Origin of the sequence: Eoetvoesiella sp. (genome assembly GCF_035555955.1) — a bacterium.
In the GTDB taxonomy this organism is placed as follows: Bacteria; Pseudomonadota; Gammaproteobacteria; order Burkholderiales; family Burkholderiaceae_B; genus Eoetvoesia.
On sequence record NZ_DATMGA010000003.1, the window covers coordinates 13638 to 30749 of the forward strand.

At 62.7% G+C, this 17112-nt stretch carries 19 protein-coding genes and 1 tRNA gene; 5 read left to right on the top strand and 15 right to left on the bottom strand.

Features of this window, described 5'->3' with window-relative positions:
* The first annotated feature begins 245 nt into the window (after positions 1 to 245).
* Both VNT00_RS00240 and VNT00_RS00245 read left to right on the top strand, forming a co-directional pair.
* Positions 246 to 1037, top strand: a complete 792-nt coding sequence (locus tag VNT00_RS00240; RefSeq protein ID WP_325583299.1) for an IclR family transcriptional regulator — start codon at positions 246 to 248, stop codon at positions 1035 to 1037.
* Positions 1038 to 1075: 38 nt separating this feature from the next.
* Positions 1076 to 1720 carry an aspartate/glutamate racemase family protein gene (locus VNT00_RS00245; protein WP_325583302.1) on the top strand — a complete coding sequence of 215 codons (645 nt, stop codon included), beginning with the start codon at positions 1076 to 1078 and terminating at the stop codon, positions 1718 to 1720.
* A 58-nt stretch (positions 1721 to 1778) separates the two neighbouring features.
* Here VNT00_RS00245 and VNT00_RS00250 read toward each other — a convergent pair whose 3' ends face one another.
* From VNT00_RS00250 to VNT00_RS00285, 8 genes are read right to left on the bottom strand one after another with little or no spacing between them, the layout of a single operon-like run.
* Positions 1779 to 2792 carry a prepilin-type N-terminal cleavage/methylation domain-containing protein gene (locus VNT00_RS00250; protein ID WP_325583304.1) on the bottom strand — a complete coding sequence of 338 codons (1014 nt, stop codon included), beginning with the start codon at positions 2790 to 2792 and terminating at the stop codon, positions 1779 to 1781.
* Positions 2793 to 2801: 9 nt separating this feature from the next.
* Positions 2802 to 3386, bottom strand: a complete 585-nt coding sequence (locus VNT00_RS00255) for a type 4 pilus major pilin (protein WP_325583306.1) — start codon at positions 3384 to 3386, stop codon at positions 2802 to 2804.
* A gap of 25 nt (positions 3387 to 3411) precedes the next feature.
* The gene (locus VNT00_RS00260; RefSeq protein WP_325583308.1) at positions 3412 to 4545 is read right to left on the bottom strand and encodes a type II secretion system F family protein; all 1134 of its coding nucleotides are present in this window, start codon (positions 4543 to 4545) and stop codon (positions 3412 to 3414) included.
* Complete coding sequence (locus VNT00_RS00265) at positions 4542 to 6299, bottom strand: GspE/PulE family protein (RefSeq protein WP_325583310.1); 1758 nt, start codon at positions 6297 to 6299, stop codon at positions 4542 to 4544. The genes VNT00_RS00260 and VNT00_RS00265 overlap by 4 nt, the downstream gene beginning before the upstream one ends.
* A 5-nt stretch (positions 6300 to 6304) precedes the next feature.
* The gene (locus VNT00_RS00270) at positions 6305 to 6844 is read right to left on the bottom strand and encodes a hypothetical protein (protein ID WP_325583311.1); all 540 of its coding nucleotides are present in this window, start codon (positions 6842 to 6844) and stop codon (positions 6305 to 6307) included.
* Positions 6756 to 8117 carry a type 4b pilus protein PilO2 gene (locus VNT00_RS00275; protein ID WP_325583312.1) on the bottom strand — a complete coding sequence of 454 codons (1362 nt, stop codon included), beginning with the start codon at positions 8115 to 8117 and terminating at the stop codon, positions 6756 to 6758. Before VNT00_RS00275 ends, VNT00_RS00270 begins: the two co-directional genes overlap by 89 nt.
* Before the next feature lie 11 nt (positions 8118 to 8128).
* On the bottom strand, positions 8129 to 9724 hold the full coding sequence (locus VNT00_RS00280) for a hypothetical protein (protein ID WP_325583314.1): 1596 nt from the start codon (positions 9722 to 9724) through the stop codon (positions 8129 to 8131).
* Positions 9721 to 10602, bottom strand: a complete 882-nt coding sequence (locus VNT00_RS00285; RefSeq protein WP_325583316.1) for a TrbG/VirB9 family P-type conjugative transfer protein — start codon at positions 10600 to 10602, stop codon at positions 9721 to 9723. The genes VNT00_RS00280 and VNT00_RS00285 overlap by 4 nt, the downstream gene beginning before the upstream one ends.
* 292 nt (positions 10603 to 10894) lie before the next feature.
* Here VNT00_RS00285 and VNT00_RS00290 point away from each other — a divergent pair, with 292 nt between their 5' ends.
* Entirely contained in the window at positions 10895 to 11176 is a 282-nt protein-coding gene (locus VNT00_RS00290; RefSeq protein ID WP_325583318.1) for a hypothetical protein, read from the top strand.
* Between the two features lie 214 nt (positions 11177 to 11390).
* Here VNT00_RS00290 and VNT00_RS00295 read toward each other — a convergent pair.
* Positions 11391 to 11466, bottom strand: a tRNA-Lys gene (locus tag VNT00_RS00295).
* A 140-nt stretch (positions 11467 to 11606) separates the two neighbouring features.
* The gene (purB, locus tag VNT00_RS00300) at positions 11607 to 12983 is read right to left on the bottom strand and encodes an adenylosuccinate lyase (protein ID WP_325583320.1); all 1377 of its coding nucleotides are present in this window, start codon (positions 12981 to 12983) and stop codon (positions 11607 to 11609) included.
* 196 nt (positions 12984 to 13179) lie between these two features.
* Here purB and VNT00_RS00305 point away from each other — a divergent pair, with 196 nt between their 5' ends.
* Together VNT00_RS00305 and VNT00_RS00310 are read left to right on the top strand one after the other, a co-directional pair.
* Positions 13180 to 13794, top strand: a complete 615-nt coding sequence (locus VNT00_RS00305) for a glutathione S-transferase N-terminal domain-containing protein (protein ID WP_325583322.1) — start codon at positions 13180 to 13182, stop codon at positions 13792 to 13794.
* A 116-nt stretch (positions 13795 to 13910) separates the two neighbouring features.
* Entirely contained in the window at positions 13911 to 14144 is a 234-nt protein-coding gene (locus VNT00_RS00310; protein ID WP_325583324.1) for a hypothetical protein, read from the top strand.
* Here the strand turns inward: VNT00_RS00310 and VNT00_RS00315 are convergent.
* The 5 genes from VNT00_RS00315 to mnmA all read right to left on the bottom strand — a co-directional run bounded on the left by VNT00_RS00315 (position 14141) and on the right by mnmA (position 17098).
* On the bottom strand, positions 14141 to 14482 hold the full coding sequence (locus VNT00_RS00315) for a hypothetical protein (RefSeq protein ID WP_325583326.1): 342 nt from the start codon (positions 14480 to 14482) through the stop codon (positions 14141 to 14143). The two genes, VNT00_RS00310 and VNT00_RS00315, sit on opposite strands and share 4 nt — an antisense overlap.
* Positions 14483 to 14542: 60 nt before the next feature.
* The gene (locus VNT00_RS00320; protein ID WP_325583328.1) at positions 14543 to 14908 is read right to left on the bottom strand and encodes a hypothetical protein; all 366 of its coding nucleotides are present in this window, start codon (positions 14906 to 14908) and stop codon (positions 14543 to 14545) included.
* Positions 14909 to 15027: 119 nt separating this feature from the next.
* Positions 15028 to 15510, bottom strand: a complete 483-nt coding sequence (locus VNT00_RS00325; protein WP_325583330.1) for a hypothetical protein — start codon at positions 15508 to 15510, stop codon at positions 15028 to 15030.
* 180 nt (positions 15511 to 15690) lie between these two features.
* A complete protein-coding gene (locus VNT00_RS00330) occupies positions 15691 to 15891 on the bottom strand; it encodes a hypothetical protein (RefSeq protein WP_325583332.1) in 201 nt (66 codons plus the stop codon).
* A 91-nt stretch (positions 15892 to 15982) separates the two neighbouring features.
* Positions 15983 to 17098, bottom strand: coding sequence for a tRNA 2-thiouridine(34) synthase MnmA (gene mnmA / locus VNT00_RS00335; protein WP_325583333.1), 1116 nt, complete (start codon positions 17096 to 17098; stop codon positions 15983 to 15985).
* Positions 17099 to 17112 lie beyond the last annotated feature (14 nt).

A 17112-nucleotide genomic window follows, 5' to 3' on the forward strand; every position in this document is an offset into this window, starting at 1 on the left:
TGCTGCCGAGCACGGGTAAACCTGCTGGCCTGCGAAATATTAATGCAGCATTGCTGCACTAATGCAGCTATAGTATCATTGCTTCAGATCAAAAAAATATCCGGGAATTCCCGGAATCGGCCATTGGGGCAACGCCCGACAACATCGGCAATCCCCCATGCCGCTATACTTTCGCTGGGCATGCGCCCTGGCCGCGGCGTTTTCCACGGTACATGACGTTCTGCAAGGAGCAGGCAAGCAGTTCTATGGCAAAGGGAATCCAATCCATCGATATCGCGTTCGGCGTGCTGCACGCGCTTCAGCACAGCACTGGCCCGATGCTGCTGAAGGACATCGCTGCGCGCACCGGCATGTCGGCAAGCAAGGCCAGGATGTATTTGGTCAGCCTGCTGCGCACCGGGCTGGTCTCGCAAAACGCAAGCAGCGCCTATACCCTGGGCCCGGCCGCACTGAACCTGGGCCTGGCCGCCTTCAAGCAGATCGACCTGATGGATACGACGCGAAGGCTGCTGACTTCGCTGACGGAAGAAACCCAGGCCCCCACCATGCTGAACATATGGGCCGGCACGTCCATAAGAATCATTGCCCGCAACGACAGCGCCGGCGACCTGCCCATCCACTTCCGCATAGGAGGAACCGCCGCCCTGACCAATACGGCGACGGGGCGGGTCTTCATGGCTTATTTGCCGGCCGGGGTCGTCATGCCTTACGTACAGAGCGAACTGGCAAACAAGCCGGCAACGGGGGAAGATGCCGTGACCATGGAGGCCCTGGAGCAGCGCGTCCACGCCATCCGCGAACGCGGCTACGATATGTCGCCCGATGTCGTGCTGACCACCGATCCCCACATCACACTGCAGGGCTATGGGGCCATCGCCGTGCCGGTCGTCGACATTTCCCAGGAGCTGCGGTTCGTCATCACCGTGCTGTACCGCAAGACCAGCGATACCCGCGAAGCCGATACCATAGCCAGCATCCTGGAAAAAATCCGCGACGCCATTCCTACCCCCGTGCTGCCGCCCGTCCGGGCCTCCTGAAGCCTATACTCCCAGAACAACGCATCCCTGGACTTTCCATGACCCGCATCGCACTCATCCACGCCCTGGCTCAATCCGTTCCGCCCATCAACCAAGCCTTTGCGCGCCTGTGGCCCGAAGCCACGCTGATGAACCTGCTTGACGACAGCCTGTCGGCCGACGTGGCGAAAACCGGACTGGACGCGTGCATGCACCAGCGCTTCATGACCTTGGCCGACTATGCAGTGGGCTGCGGGTCCGACGCCATCCTCTATACCTGCTCGGCCTTCGGCCCCTGCATCGAAGCCGTGGCCCGCAAATACCCAGACATGCCGGTGCTCAAGCCCAACGAAGCCATGATTGCGCAAGCGGCCAGGCGCGGCAAACGCATCGGCCTGGTGGCGACCTTCGCCCCCACCCTGGCCTCCATGCCGGCCGAGTTTCCCGGCACCGTCGAAGTCGAGACCGAGCTGGCGGCGGGCGCGCTGGACGCCCTGAACGCCGGCGATGCCGCGCGCCACGACGAGCTGGCTGCGCAGGCTGCCGGCCGCCTGCAGGCGCGGGGCTGCGACCTGATCGCCCTGGCGCAGTTCAGCCTGGCGCGCGCCGCGCCAAAAGTCGCCCAAAGCGTCCCGCTCGATGTGTTGACGACCGTCGACAGCGCGGTCGAGCTGCTGCGCGAAAAGCTGGCCCCGGGCCGCTAATCCCGCCCGCCGTGCGTATCCGGTACGACGCTTGCCTTGAAAATCCGCGGGCCGCAGCCTAGCCAATGCACAGATAGCCGCGCGTAAGCCCTTCCGCGGCCATCATCGAGCCGCTTTCCGAAATACGAACGGCCCCATAGCCCGGCGGACAGCTGCAGGCGCCGGTAATCAGGTTGTAGGTTCCGGCGGCACAGCCGGTCTTGGTATTGGTGGAATACCCTCCGCCGCCCCGCCCTCCCGCCGGCAGCCAGACATTGCCCCAGCAGACAAGCAGGGCGCCGTAAGCGGCGCGCGCCATCAATCCATCCGCCGGGCAGGCCGTTCGCTCTGTGGCTTCGGCGCCAATCGACAGGTACCCCTGCACATTGACCGAAGCCTGCGCATGGATATCGCCTTTTACCGTAGCCGTGCCCTGTAGATCTGGGTCTCGGCTATCCCGCACCCGCAGGTAATCGGTGGCCGCCAATTGCTCGGCGGTGACCGCCATGGCAACGGTACCATCAGGCAGCGGATCCAAGCCCGGAACAGGAGGATTGGGAAACTGAAAAGCCGCCCCGCCTATCTGATGGGAACGGCCGCGCAAGACGGCCCCGCCCTGGCCCTGGGCCGCGAGCAGCCACTGCGCCACCAACTGCTCGCCGGACGACGAGGCCATGGCGTCGGGCAGCGCCCGGCTGCTGTGGACGAGCGCTTCGACGCGGCACTCGTTGCCGGGACATGGCCCGCTGCGCATGATGCGGATCGTCGCCCCCAAGCCTCGCACGCCGGACTCGGGAAAGCCCGCCGACAGCAAGCCCGCCGCCTTCAATTCGGCAAGCCGCGGCCGGGCCCAATCGGCATAGCCAAGATGCGCGAGCTCGGCGGTGCCCGAGGCCGCCCGCAGTACCGCCTTGTGACGATCCAGGTATGCGAACGCCGCCAGCCGTATCGACGACATCCACACGGCGGCGGCCTGGGCCGCCGCGTCGTTGATGCGATTGGCGACCTGGCCGGCGCCCCATACCGCAAGCAGTGTGGCGACGAGCAAGGCCACGGTCAGCTCCAGCATGGCGAAACCTCGCTGCCTGCGCACGGCAGCCGCCTAGCTTGCCACGAAGACGAAGGTATTTACGTCGCCTCGCCCGCACAGGGTTTCGGCGTTGAGAGCGTTATAGGGAGTGCCGGCATCCTTGACCGTTGCGGCGGACTGCCCGTCGGCCGAAATGGAAATGGAGTCGGACACCCGCTGCATGACCGAAGCGATGGACGGGCACGCCGCGTTGTTGACGCTGGTAAGCGTAATGGAAAAGGCGGCGCCCGATTCTGCGGCGGCAACCGTCACCTCGCCGCTGCCGCCAAGGCCATGCAGGATGCGGGTGGTGGAATCGCTGCCCGATACCGAGAAAATGCTGGACTCCCGCACGAGATTGGCCAGATGGTTCGTATCGATATCGGCATACGGCGTGGTCGACCCGTTGGGCGCGTTGACCTTGGTCTGCAGGATGAAACGCGCCAGCTCTTCGCCGACTTTGGGGACTTTGTTTTCGATGATGTATCCCCCGACGGCTGGAACACTGATGATGGCCAGCAACAACACGATGGCCGTGACGATGGAAACCTCGATCAGGGAAAAACCCTGCTGGCGCATAGCCTGGCTGCGCTTGATTTTCAGACGGGACGCAAACATTTCCTCTCCTTGAGTAAGGCCGGCCCTATTGGCTGGCGTAAAAAAACATGAGCAAACGACGCAGCTCGTCGATGACGGCGTAATGCCAAAGCGCCACGGCGAGCAACGCAGCAAGACAGGCCAGCAGCATCGCCCAGCGCAATGCGCCGACGCGCACGGCAATGACATGCAGGAGGCGGTCTTTCAGGCGCTGGCGCACCAGCGTCAAAGCATGGGCCAGCCCGTGCGCCTGAGCCATATCGACCAGAAACCAGTGCAGGTCCGCTTCCAGCATTCCGGTTCCGAAGGTATCGGCCCCGGTCAGACCCGCGTCTACGCGGGCCAGCATGGCGTCGAGATGCCAGCGCAGCCATGGCGAGGCGCCGGCCTTCTGCATGGCCAGCGCGGTTCGCAACTGGGTGGACGCCGACTCATGGCGCGTCAGGACAATGGTGATCATCGCCAGGAAATGCATGGCTTGGACGCCGCGATAAACACGCCAGGGCGAATACTCGTCCAGACAGCGGCGAATCCTGCCCGTGCAATTGGGCAGCGACCAGGCCAGCAAAACCCCTGCGCCCACGATCGACACCAGCAGAAAGATCCAGTTCGCCAGGATGGCATCCGAAAACCGGAACAGGGCCCGCGTAAGCACCGCATGGAACTCCGGCGGAACGGCGCCGAATACCTGCCGCAGCCTGGGGACCGTATACAGCGGGATAGCCAGCAACATGGCCAGCAACACGCACGCGCCAAGCACCGCCGACCACATGGCGGAAACCACGATGCGACGCGCGCGGCGCAGCAACGCCACCGCATCCGCCAGTTCGCCCAAAGTGCGGGTGAGCGCGGCATTGCCCGACAATTGCGCCACCCGTATCAAGGTCAGTTCGGCCAATGGGAAACAGTCTTGCCAAGTGGCATAGAGGTCGCCGCCGCTTATTTGGTATGCCTGCGCCCAGCGATGGGACAATCGGCCGCGCACGGTCTTCCAGCCGTGACGGCCCGCGTCCTGCTCGAAAATCTTCTTGACGGTAAGCCGGCCTTGCGCGCCCTGGATCAGCACCGACAGGTATTCGAAATAGTCGGAGCGTCGCCCGGCGAACCGGCGACGATCCATCTCGAACACGGCCTGTTCGGCCCAGTGGCTTCGGCCGGAAGAAGGAAAGACGCGCTTCATGCGAACGCCCGCAAGGGAAGCGGCCCGGAACGTAAATCGCCCGAGCCAGCCGACATGTCGAAAGAGCCGAAATGCAGCTCGATGTCGCGCACATCGATTTCCGCATTGAATGCCTTGAGCATCGCGCAGGCAAGCGCGGTTCGGGAACCATCACGGCCCGGCGGACGCCAATGGGCAGGTTCACTGCCGTTGCGGATGCTCTCGAGAAAGCCCGGGCTGTGCGCCGGTTCGACGTATTCGGCAACCACGGTACGCCCGCGATAGCCGGCCAATGCAACATCGCGCCCGGAGTGGCAGGCGGAGCAACCCAGCGGATTGCGTAATCGCAGCACGGCGGGGTCGCCGCCAAAATGCTGGGCAATGGTTTCGACCCAGGGTCGCCACTCGCGCGGCTTGCGGCGGGCATCGAACGGCGATTGGCCGCGCCCCCACAACACCGATGCCGGCAGCGCGCAATCCGGACACAGGCGAGGCAACAGCGCCTGGTAGACCAGTAATTTAAGGACACCTGGGACGGCAAGGAAGTCGCGCGACACGCCGATGAAATCGGAAGCCAGGCGCTCCGGGATCAGGGCTGCCGACAACGCATGGGTGGTCGTGTAGACATTGACGCCCGAGCCGGCCAGATCCATGAAGGCGCCGCCGGTCTCCTTGTCGCGTATTTCGCCCAACAGCACGTCGTTCATGGCCGAACGCTTGAGCGCCCGCAGCTTGACGGCGAACCCGTCGGGCGCCTGTGCGCCGAAGTCGCGCACCACGGTATTTTGTATGGCGCGGGGAATCAGGTATTCAACCGGGTCCTCCAGCGTGACCACCTTGCGTTCTTCGGGCAGGCGGGAAATCAGCGAGGCCAGGGTCGTGGATTTTCCCGAACCGACCGCGCCCGCGAAAATGATGGCGCCGCCTTCGGTTCGCATGGCGCATTCGATTACCTGGATCTGCTCCGGCAAATACCCCAGTTGCTCCAGCGTCAGGCCTATGGAACCCGCCTCCCGTTCGAGCAGGCGGATGCACACGCTCGGCCCCTGATCGGCTGAAAGGGATGCCCAGCGCAACAAGACCGGCCGGCCGTCTACCTGCTTGAGCAGGCTGCCCTGCTGTTCGGCCCGGGGATCGAAGACCGCGCCATTGCCCCCGCGGATATCCATCCATGCCACCGAGAGCATATCGACCAGCATGCTGGTGGGCATACGGCGAAACCGCTCTGGAGCGATATAGCGGCCGGACACGGTGTACTTGACCTCGGACTCGGTTTCGCCGTGCCGGATATTGATGTGCAGGTCGCTGGCCGCATGGCGCACACCCCACTCGACCATGTCCTGAAACGCCTGGGCCAGAGCGGTTCGCGAATGCTCCAGCAAGGCGTGGCCCGCCTGCCGCGAGGAATGCGCACCCACTTGGTTGCGCACGATCGCCAGCAACAAGGGCGCCGCCAGGACGTACCGTTGCGGGCAGGACAATGTATAGCCGTATCGCTCGATACGGCGGGCCAGTTCGTCCGCCTGGTCGCTGCCCACATGCTCGGGCAGCGAAAGAATGGCCACGGAGTGGTCGGCCAGCAGCACGGGGCAAAGCCGCGCCGCCAGATCCTGGACACCCAGCTCGGCACAGAGAGGCCGAAGCAATGCGGGTTCGAGCGCCAGCAGTTCGTCATGGCTGGAAATCGCCACGGCATGCGACGCATCGAACCGGGAACTGGATGCCGCGACATCGGCGACTCGTAGACCCAAACGATTCCCCCAGGGTACGCGCATGGAAATCACCTTTCCTGAATGGGCTGTCCGGCCAGGCACAGTTGGGTTTCGCGCGACTCGCGCTCGAGGCGCACGCACGCGCTGTCCATGGCGCGCAGCGTATAGGCGGACTTGCCGGCCTTGCGCTGCCCCACGGGCAAGGGATGGCCGTTCATGTACAGATGCGTATCGGCGCCGATACGCACTTCCGCCGCCAGTTTTTTTCCTACCCCGTAAATCGCGACAAGCCTGGGCGCTGCCGATTGTCCGGATGTCCTCTGGCCCGCATCGCCGGGCCGGCTGGCTCCTTGCAATTTTTTCTGGGCCTGGCTCAATGCCAAGGCGGTTTCCAGTCGGATCAGTTCGCGCACCGAGATCTGGTCGGCGGCGAGCTCGTCGGCATCGGCAGCGCCGACGGCCGTTGGCTGTGCAGCCGCCGGCGCAGCAAGCGCACACGCCAGGCAGCCATAGGCGGCGCTACGACGAAAAAATGGGCGAAGCCGCCGCTTGCCCGGAATGCGGCGCCACGCCTGGAGCCGCATCGAGGGGTTCGGACTGGATTTCATAGAGATCTCCGTGCAATGAAACATGAAAGCGACTGGCCTTGAGAGTGGCCTCCCGCCGGTCGTGAAACGACAGGACGATTTTTTTCCAGCTTATGGATTCGGTGTAAGGCAATAGCACCGCGGCCGAACGCATGGGGCCGTCGAAGACGACCTGGCGCAACGTATAGACCGGCAACCCGGGCGGCCGGACGATAGGCTGGCCGTGCGCATCGCGCGGCGCGGCCACCGCCATCGGCGCGGGCCGGCCCAACTGCATGGAGGAAAACGCGGCTTGAATGGATTGCAGGGAACTCCATAGGTGGCGCTGGTTGTAGGCTACGCTGCGCACGGTGGCCGCAGGTAGCGGCAAGGCGGGCGCACCGGTCCGCCAGGATGGTTCGGCCTGGTCCATGGAAGGAAACTCGACGGCCCAGCCGGGGCCCGCCGCCTCGATGAAACCCGCATTGCTGGCATGCGGCCCTTTGCGCTGATAGCGTGCCTTGCAATACCAGTTGCCCGCCTGCGGCTGGCAATCCGCGCCAAGCAGCGACCAGCCGGCCAGGCGCACCGGCAAACGGTAAAGCTCCTGCAGCGCGGCCCGCGTGCCATGCACTCCGTGCACGGCGATAGCACGGCCCGCTTTGTCTTGCGCATCGAGCCATGCCCGGCCGGCATCGACGCGAGGCAATTCCTGTTGCGCGGGAGCGGACGCCTTCCAGAGCTTCCATATGCGAGGCGGCACGAACGCCAAGGCAAGGAGAAGCAAGCCCCAACGCAACAGACCCGCCGCGCCGCCATGCCAACGATGCGCACGCCGCAAGCGCGAAGGTTCGCCGCTGGCGGCGGCGATGTCTCTCAAGGAAGGCGCTTGCGATTCATCGAGCAGCATCAATTGCGGAAAGGCCTGTCGCAGTTCTTCCAGGCTTTCCCTGGCATCGTCGGCGCAAGCATGGATTTTGTCGGTGCGCGCGACAACCGTCCCTTCGTGCACAGCCACCAGCCAGTGGCGGGACTCGTCAAGCGCCATCAGCAGAGCGATGGTTCCCGCGGGGAATAGCCGGGCCATATTTTGCGCCGCCGAATGCAGCGGCGCACCGCGCCCGCCCCCCCTGGGACTCAAATGCGCAAGTCCAACCGCCGCAGCGAAAGAGCCTGCCGCGACCAGATGGGAGGCGCGATGCCGCCTTGCAACACGATAGGCCATGCGGTCGGCGCGGCCATCGAGCAAGGGCAGCCAATCGAGCCCGAACGCCAGCGAGGCAGAAGCAACGGGAAGGATCAGGATGTCGCTCATGGCCTCCGCCCTTAGAAACCTTCTTCGACCTGTGCGGTGACCACGATGATCGTGGTCAGCCGCTGGGTGGAAAGGCGTTCGCTTCCGCCCAGCAGCATGGGCAAGCCCGGGTTCAGCCTGCGGCCTTCCGTTTCCTCGTTGCTGCGGTCGAAACCCGAAATAACCAGCGGCTGCCCCGGCCGCAGCGCCACTTGCTGGACTGTGCCGTTGCCGTCGATGGTGACCTGCTGCAATTGCAATGGATTGGACTTGTCGCCGAACGTCACGGATTTAAGAGGCTGGGCGACCGTATTGTCATAGGCCACCGACAGCAATATCTGGCCATCGTCCTGCGCGTCGGGCACGAGGGTCAGCAAAGAGCCGACCGTTTCCTCTTTCTGGCTTACCGAAACGGAAGGAAGCGACACGCCCGAGCCGGACGGCAGCGCCGTCGTCTCGACCCTATCGATGTACGAGAACGTCGTTCGGACAGCGTGCGATACAGGACGCCTGTTCAAAGTCAGTACGGGCAGGCTGCTGCGCCGCACGACCTGCCCTACCTGGCTCAACGCCTTGACCACGGCTTCAGAGCCCTTGAAAGAGCCATCGGCAACGCCCAGGCCGAAGCTGGCCGCCTCCACGGCGCCCGCATCGGGCATGCTCGCGGCCGCAACGAATTTGGCGCTGGAAAACACCAGGTTCCAGTCGAAGCCGGCCTCGGCCGCATCGTGCACGGCCAGCGTGATCTCGTCGAAAATCAAGCGCACGCGGCGCGTCAGGGCGCGGTTTTCCTGTTCCAGATACAGCGCAATGCGCTGCAGGACTTCCGGAATGTCGGTAACGACTATGGATGAACTGCCCCCCGCTTCGGCAACCAGCATACCGGCTTGCGACAGGAAGGGCTCGATGCGAAGGCGCACGACTTCGAGCAACTCGTGCTTGCCTGCCGACAAAGTGGTTTTGGATGTGCTGGCAAATCCTTCGGACCGGCTTCGACGGCTGGAGCCCATTTCAGCTTCGGCGTTGGCATTGAGCGTAAGCGCGCGTACGTTGAAGACGCGCGTTTCAGTACGGTAGAACTCGATGCGCCCATCCCGGAACCGCCACATGACGCCAAGGCGGGCGCCTATGCGGTCCAGTATCCTGGCCAAAGGTTCAGGCTTGACGGAAGGCCGCATGAGCGGCGCACCTTGGGTGCCCGCGGCCTTTTGCGTCGCGGCGGCGGCCAGGCGCGGCGCAAAGGCCTCCAGCGGCATCAGGGCGTCGGGCCGAACGTGGACAGGAATGCCGGTTGCCGCGGTAATGCGCTGGGCCAAACCGGGCAAGTCGAACGATGCATCGCTGAACAGCAGGGTTGTATTGACATTGGCGCGCAGGGCTGGCGGCAAGGCGATCTCGCGGGCCAACGGCTGGGCCGGACCCGCCAGCCACGGCTGACCGACATCTTGCGCGGCACGGCGGGCGGCACGGTCAGAAATCGAACGCTCGAACTCCTGGCGCCGGCCTTGAATGTCGTCCTGCGCCTGGCCCACGGACAACGCGATCTGCCTGGCCTTCTCGGCCAGCGCGCAGGCCGAGACGCCCGCCGCGCAGCACACGACGACACACAGGCGAGCCGCGCGATTCATGATGCCCCCGACAGCGCTGCAACGCGATTGCACGGTTGGGCGTACGGCACGATGCGCAGCACCTTATTGGAATAGAAACACGGCTGCAGCGGGCGGTCGGCCATTTCGGTGGATGCCATGAGCGCCTGCACGGCCTGCTTGAAGTCGCTGCGGAACTGCGCCGAACCGGCAATGGGAATATCGGCATCGACCGACCAGTGCTCGGCCTCGAACGTCCACCCCGCCATGTCCGCCCAGCGAGACAGGGCCAGGCGCATGTTTTTGTCTTGCGGACTGACGTCGAACTGCGCAAGATCCGGCGGAACGTCCACCGTTGCGGTGATGGCAGCCGATTGCGCCGGCAACGGCGCGGCGACCACAGGAACCACCGCCTCATCGGCCTCGGTGTGCACGGCCAGGGTATCCACAACCGCGCTGGATGGCGCCCTGACACCGGACGGCTCGGCCATCTTTCCTGCATCGGCTTCCGGCACGGCGCCGGTCAGCGCCATGGACGGATCGGACGCGGCGCTCACGCGGTCGATGCGGCTTGATTGCCGGCCGCCGCGCAACACCAGGTGCGGCCATATCTGGTCGAGCACGACATAGGGGTCTTCGCGGCGGTATCCCAAGAGCCGGTCGCCCTGGGAGGTGCTGGCAAAAATAGCCGGCACCGCCTGCCCCGGCACAAACTGCAGCCACATGCGGCGCCCATCGTCGAAGACCTGCAGCGGCGCCACTTCGGGATCGCCCGACAGCTGCCAGGCAAAATCGAAAATGCCGGCGCTGTGAGACACGGGAGCTTGCATGCCGGCGGAGTCGAACAAACGCCAATCCGGCAGGCCTGTGCAGCCGCCAAGCACCAGCATTGCCAACCCCGCAACCCACTTTACAGCCATCGGCCACCTCCCCTGCAAGACCGTCCATTCCTGGTACGAATGGCAGCCATCTTGCATGGGGAACCTAGGCCCCGCCAGACCGAGTTGTACGAATAGAAAATTTTGTCACAAAAAAAAAGGGCGTATTTTCAGGCCGGATTACTTTTTATAAATCAGCCAATTGAGGACCCAACTTAAAGCGGAATATCCACGCCTTTAAAAAAGAGGTAACCGCAAAAGCAGACAAATGGATTAATCTTGGATCTCAGCCAAGAGGTGCCATTACCGGCTCCCTCACTACAGGAGACTCACCATGAATGCACTTGTTGAGCAATACTGGGCTCGGGCACTGAAAATCGCGCGCCAATACGAAGCCGGCGATTTCGCTTTTGCCGACCTCACGGGCTTGGGCGAAGAGTTTGCCGCCTCCTTCACGGAGCAGATCAACGAACTCCCTGAAGCCACTCGCAATGCCCAGGCGGCAGCCATGGAAGCCAAGCTGCAGCAGGTCCTTGCCGCCAGCGGCATCAGCGAAAACGCCTCGCAGGCGCTGAACGAGCTGCTCGTTTCCATCACCCGCACGCCCATCTATTAACAAGCCCGCCAAAACCTATACCAAGGCGTATTGCCCAAGGCCGGATATCTCATCCGGCTTTCTTTTTGCCGCCAGGCAAGACATCCGAATTTAAAAGCGTGAACCAACCAACAGCACACTAGAATCTGCATCCGTTCTTTGATTGCACCGCCGCGCCGGCGCCCAAAAAGAAAAGCCGCCTGAAAAGGCGGCTGCTGACTTTCTGCAAGCATTTTGGTGGGGCCTGTGGGACTCGAACCCACGACCAAAAGATTAAGAGTCTTCTGCTCTACCAACTGAGCTAAAGCCCCATGCCTGAAAAGAGAGCTATTCTAGCATCTTTTTTATGAGGCCGCAAAAGGCCGAGGCTGATTGGCTGTGTGCGCATCCGGCGCCTGGATCAGCCAGGTTTTTCATGGCTTCGCGGCTTCTTAATAGGTGTTGACAGGTTCTAGATTGCCTTGGCCAGATCGGCCGCCAGCCCCACATAGCTGCGCGGAGTAAGCGCCAGCAAGCGGGCCTTGGGTTCGGCGGGCAGATCCAGCCCCTGGATGAATTCGGTAAGGCCTTCCTGATTGATGCCCTTGCCGCGGGTAAGCGCCTTGAGCTGCTCGTAGGGTTGCGGCAAACCGTAGCGGCGCATGACGGTCTGCACGGGCTCGGCCAGCACTTCCCAGCAGGCGTCGATGTCGGCGTCGATGACCGTACGGTTCAGCTCGAGCTTGTCCAGGCCGCGCAGGCAGGCGTCCCAGGCCACGGCGCAGTATCCGAAGGCCACCCCCAGGTTGCGCAGCACGGTGGAGTCGGTCAGGTCGCGCTGCCAGCGCGATACCGGCAGTTTCTCGGACAGGTGGCGCAACACGGCATTGGCCAACCCGATGTTGCCTTCGGAGTTTTCGAAGTCGATGGGGTTGACCTTGTGCGGCATGGTGGACGAGCCGACCTCGCCTTCCTTGAGGCGCTGCTTGAAGTAACCCAGCGAGACATAGCCCCAGATATCGCGATTGAGATCGAGAATGATGGTGTTGGCGCGCGCCACGGCATCGAACAGGGCGGCCATCCAGTCGTGCGGTTCGATCTGGATGGAATAGGGGTTTTGGGCAAGGCCCAGCCCGGCCAGCACACGGGCGCTGAAAGCTGGCCAGTCCACCTCGGGATAGGCGCTGACGTGGGCGTTGTAATTGCCCGTGGCGCCATTGAGCTTGGCCAACGGCTGCACGGCGTCGATGGCCGCGATGGCGCGATCGAGGCGGGCCGCCACGTTGGCAAACTCCTTGCCCAGGGTCGTGGGGCTGGCCGGCTGGCCATGGGTGCGCGACAGCATGGGCTGGTCGGCGAACTGGCGCGCGGCGGCCTTCAGGCGGTTGCAGACTTCGGTAAGGCGCGGCACGATGAACTGCGCCCGCGCGCGCGTCAGCATGAGAGCGTGGGACGTGTTGTTGATGTCTTCCGAGGTGCAGGCGAAATGAATGAACTCCGCCGCGCTGGACAGCGCGGCATCGCCGGCGACTTGCTCTTTGAGCCAGTATTCGACAGCCTTGACGTCGTGGTTGGTGGTTTTTTCGATTTCCTTGATGCGGGCCGCATCGGCTTCCGAGAAATTCTTGACCAGGCTGTGCAGCAGCGCCCGGGATTCGTCGGAAAACGCGGGCAGCTCAGGCAGGCCGGCTTGCGACAAGCCCAGCAACCAGGCCACTTCGACCTCGACCCGGTGGGCCATGAAGCCCGCTTCGGACAAGGTTTCGCGCAGTATCTGCCCCTTGGCGGCGTAGCGGCCATCGAGAGGCGACAGGGCGTTTAAATGACTAAGTTGATCGGCTATTTGCATCACGGCTCACGTAACTGAAAAATCAGCGGGCATTTTAACATTCGCGCCGAGGGCGGCCGCTGCCGGGGCAAGCGAAGCATATAAACCACACATTCGGCGCCAGGCTTTTTCTGCATGGACAAGAGGGCCTGCTGCCGGCACTGCGTGCCGGGTAACCCTGCTATACTTTTCCGGCCAGTAACTTCCTTAGGTAGCCATGAAACTGATTGGTTCGCTGACTAGCCCTTATACCCGCAAAGTGCGGGTGGTAATGGCTGAAAAAAAACTCGAATACGAGCTGATTCTTGAAGACGTCTGGTCGAGCACAACGCAAATCCAGACCTACAACCCCTTGGGCAAAGTTCCCTGTCTGGTCATGGACGACACAGGCTGCCTGTTCGATTCGCGCGTCATCGTCGAATACCTCGATACGCTTTCGCCCGTCGGCCGCCTCATCCCCCAGCCCAGCCGCGACCGCACGGCAACCCGCTGCTGGGAAGCCATTGCCGACGGAGTGCTCGATGCGGCCGTCGCCATCAACATCGAAAACACCAAGCGGCCGGCCGAATTGCGCAGCGAAGACTGGGTGCAGCGCCAAATGGGAAAAATCACCACGGCGCTGGAATTCATGGATGCCGAACTGGACAGCCACGCCTTTTGCATGGGCATCAATTTCAGCCTGGCCGATGTCGCCGTGGGCTGCGCGCTGGGCTATCTGGACCTGCGCTTTCCCAACCTGGATTGGCGCAAGCAATTCGGCAATCTGGCCGTGCTCAACGAAAAACTCCAGGCCCGGCCTTCCTTTATCGGGTCCGCGCCGCCCAAGCCGTAAACATAAACGCCTGCATGGCGTATTCGCTTACCGCAAAGTCCCCTTCAGGGGACTTTTACATTTGGGCCTGGATATGTTTTAGGGCCTGTTAACACGTATCAAGGAGTCGCGAAGCCATGAAAAATCTGACTGATCAAGGCGCCGGGTGCCGCGCGTATGTCGATACGCGCAAGCACGGCAACGCGGAGCAGGCTGATTTTTCATGGCTTCCCACAGGGTTGGGACTGGAACCGGCCGCTCGCGGTGTTGCCCATCCTCGCAAGGCATTGAGCCTTGCTGCGGTGGGCGCCTTGCGTTCAGCCGATTCCAGTCCCAACGCGATCTCCTTGATACGTGTTAACAGGCCCTAGTGCAGATGCGATTCGTTCGAGCGCTTCAACAAGGCAATAAGGTGTTCCTTCAGCCCCGACGAAAACAAGGGAACGAATTCCAGGCAATGGTTGTTGTTGATGATGGAACGCAACTGGATGGACTGGTTCCGGAATGCCTGGGTGCCCCTGGCGTTCTTGTCGTAGGCCTGCAAAAGCTTGTTGGCGGCCGCCTGGGCCTGGAACAGATTGGCCTCGGGCGAGCCTTCCAGCGCCGCGTAGTGCTTGAGCAGGTTTTCCATGTCGTCCAGGAACAGGCCCAGCGCCTGGTTGCCCCGGCAGTCCGCACGTTCGTAACCCCAGTTCATCGGCTTGGTCATGCTTGCTCCGCTATGGTGCCGGGCACTGCCCGGCCGTGAATGAGGCCGACGTGAAATCGGTCAGTTTATGGTTTGCGTCGCCTGCAGCTGCGACTGCATTTCAAGAATAAGCTCTTCGAGTTCGGGCGAGGTCTGCAGCGCCAGCACGGGCGTGCCTTCGGCGTCGGAACTGTCGCGCTCGAGCTTCAGGGTAATGCTTTGGCCTTCGAAAGCCTTGGGGTTGGCCTGGATTTGCACGTACTGGTTGAGCAGGCGATCGACCGCCTTTTGCGCCTCGGTCAGTTGCACGGCCAGGGACGACTCGGCGTGGAGCTTGAACTGCTGCTCGATGGTCTTGGCCAGATCCCAGCTGAAGAACAGGATGGCGTTGTAGCCATGGCATTCGGGGTGCAGGAAACCCCAGGATTCGTTTTGTGAGGGATTCAAAATAATACGTTCCGGTGTTGCGGGCTTGGGCTGGGCGTAGGCTGAACGGCCCGGGGGGCATATTGCGGCGTGCATCGCCAGGTTGGCGCCCCGTAAGGCGCCGCCCGGGCGCATGGGGTTCAGCGTTTACGTGTCAGGGTCTTGCCGTCGTAGATGTAAGTATCTATTTTATCCGGCTTTTCGGCGTTGGGGGTCTGCACCAGGAAACGCCGGCCTTTTGCCGATACCTTCACCCGCGTGCTGCACGAGCCGAAAGGCGGCGAGACGGTATAGCCTTTGTCGCGCAGGATGATCCAGCGATATTTGACCGGGCATTTTTCGTTGCCGTCGCTGATGGACACCAGCGCCGCCTCGGCCTTGGGCAGGCTGAAGGCATAGGTGATGTTCAGCAGCCCTTCGATCGGCGGGCTGATTTCGGTGTCGTTGATTTTCAGGCGCGATTCGTACAGGTACTCATAAGACTTGATGCCCAAGGTGCCGTAGGGGGTGACGAAGTTCAGCCTGGACGGCAACGGAGGCCATTTGTCCTGCGCGGGGGCGGCATGGCCGGGTAATGCGATAGCCAGAAGGAATCCGGCGGAAGCCAAAATGAACTGACGCATATTGCCTGTGGATGGGTCTTTGGGCAAACGATGGCGGGCATGAATGTTGCTTGGCCAGCGTATCCAGCCGCGGCTGCATTGCATAAATTGCCACGTTTTGTAAAGGCTATTACATAGTATTTTGAATGGGCGGGCAAGCGGCGTCAAGGCAAGGCCCGCTTGGGGGATTTGCGGGCGGCGTCAACGCGAAACGGCCATCATGTAGAGCAGCGCCACGAGCAGCAGCGCAAAATACACGACGACACCGGCCAAAATGCTTTGCCCCGCGACCCGCAGCTTTTGCGACAGGGTCGGCGCGGGCCCAAGCCGGCTGTTGCGAACGGCCCACCACCACATGCCGGCGGCGCCCAATATGCTGAGCAGGAGGATTCCGATTTTCATCCAGCCATTCTAGCGGATGCGCTCTCGGGCGGTTCCTGCGCCGGAGCAGCCCGAAAGCACCCCTTCGAGCCCTTGGTGGTCGCGCCACCCATTAGACGATGATTCCGCCGCCCAGGCACACGTCGCCGTCATACAGCACGGCCGACTGGCCGGGAGTAACCGCCCATTGTGATTCGCGGAACTCCAGCGCGAAGCTGTCTTTCTGGGCAAAGGGCAGCACGCAGGCGGCATCCGACTGGCGATAGCGCGTCTTGGCGGCGTAACTGCCCGGCGCAGGGGCATGGCCGGCAACCCAGCTGCCGTCCTGGGCGTTCAATTTGTTGCTCAGCAGCCAGGGGTGATCGTGCCCCTGAACCACGTACAGGGTATTGGATTCCAGATCCTTGCGCGCGGTATACCACGCGTCAGCCGTGCCGTCGTCGCGCTGCCTGCCCTTCACGCCGCCTATGCCCAGGCCCTTGCGCTGCCCAAGGGTGTAAAACGACAAGCCCTGATGCTGGCCCACGACAACCCCTTCGGGCGTCTTGATGGGCCCCGGCTGCGTGGGCAGATAGCGGTTCAGGAACTCGCGGAACGGACGTTCGCCGATAAAGCATATGCCGGTGGAGTCTTTTTTGGCCGCATTCGGCAGTTGCAACGACGCCGCAATGCGCCGGACTTCCGTCTTGGGCAGTTCGCCCAGGGGAAACAGGGTTCTCGACAACTGCGCCTGATTCAGGCGATGCAGAAAATAGCTTTGATCCTTGGTGTGATCCAGCGCCTTGAGCAATTGATACTGCGCCTGGCCGCCCTCTTCCACGGCGCGCACGCGGGCATAGTGGCCGGTGGCGATGCGCTCGGCGCCCAGCGACATGGCGTGATCCAGGAATGCCTTGAACTTGATTTCGGCATTGCACAGCACGTCGGGATTGGGGGTGCGGCCGGCCGAGTACTCGCGCAGGAAATCGGCGAAAACGCGGTCTTTGTATTCCGCCGCGAAGTTCACGGCCTCGATTTCAATGCCGATGAGATCGGCCACGCTGGCCGCGTCAATCCAGTCCTGGCGCGTCGAGCAGTACTCGGAATCGTCGTCGTCCTCCCAGTTCTTCATGAACAGGCCTACGACCTCGTAGCCCTGCTCTTTGAGCAGCCAGGCCGTTACCGACGAATCAACGCCCCCCGACATGCCGACGACGACACGCCCTTTCGATGCAGATAAATGAGTCATGCCGGTATTTTAAT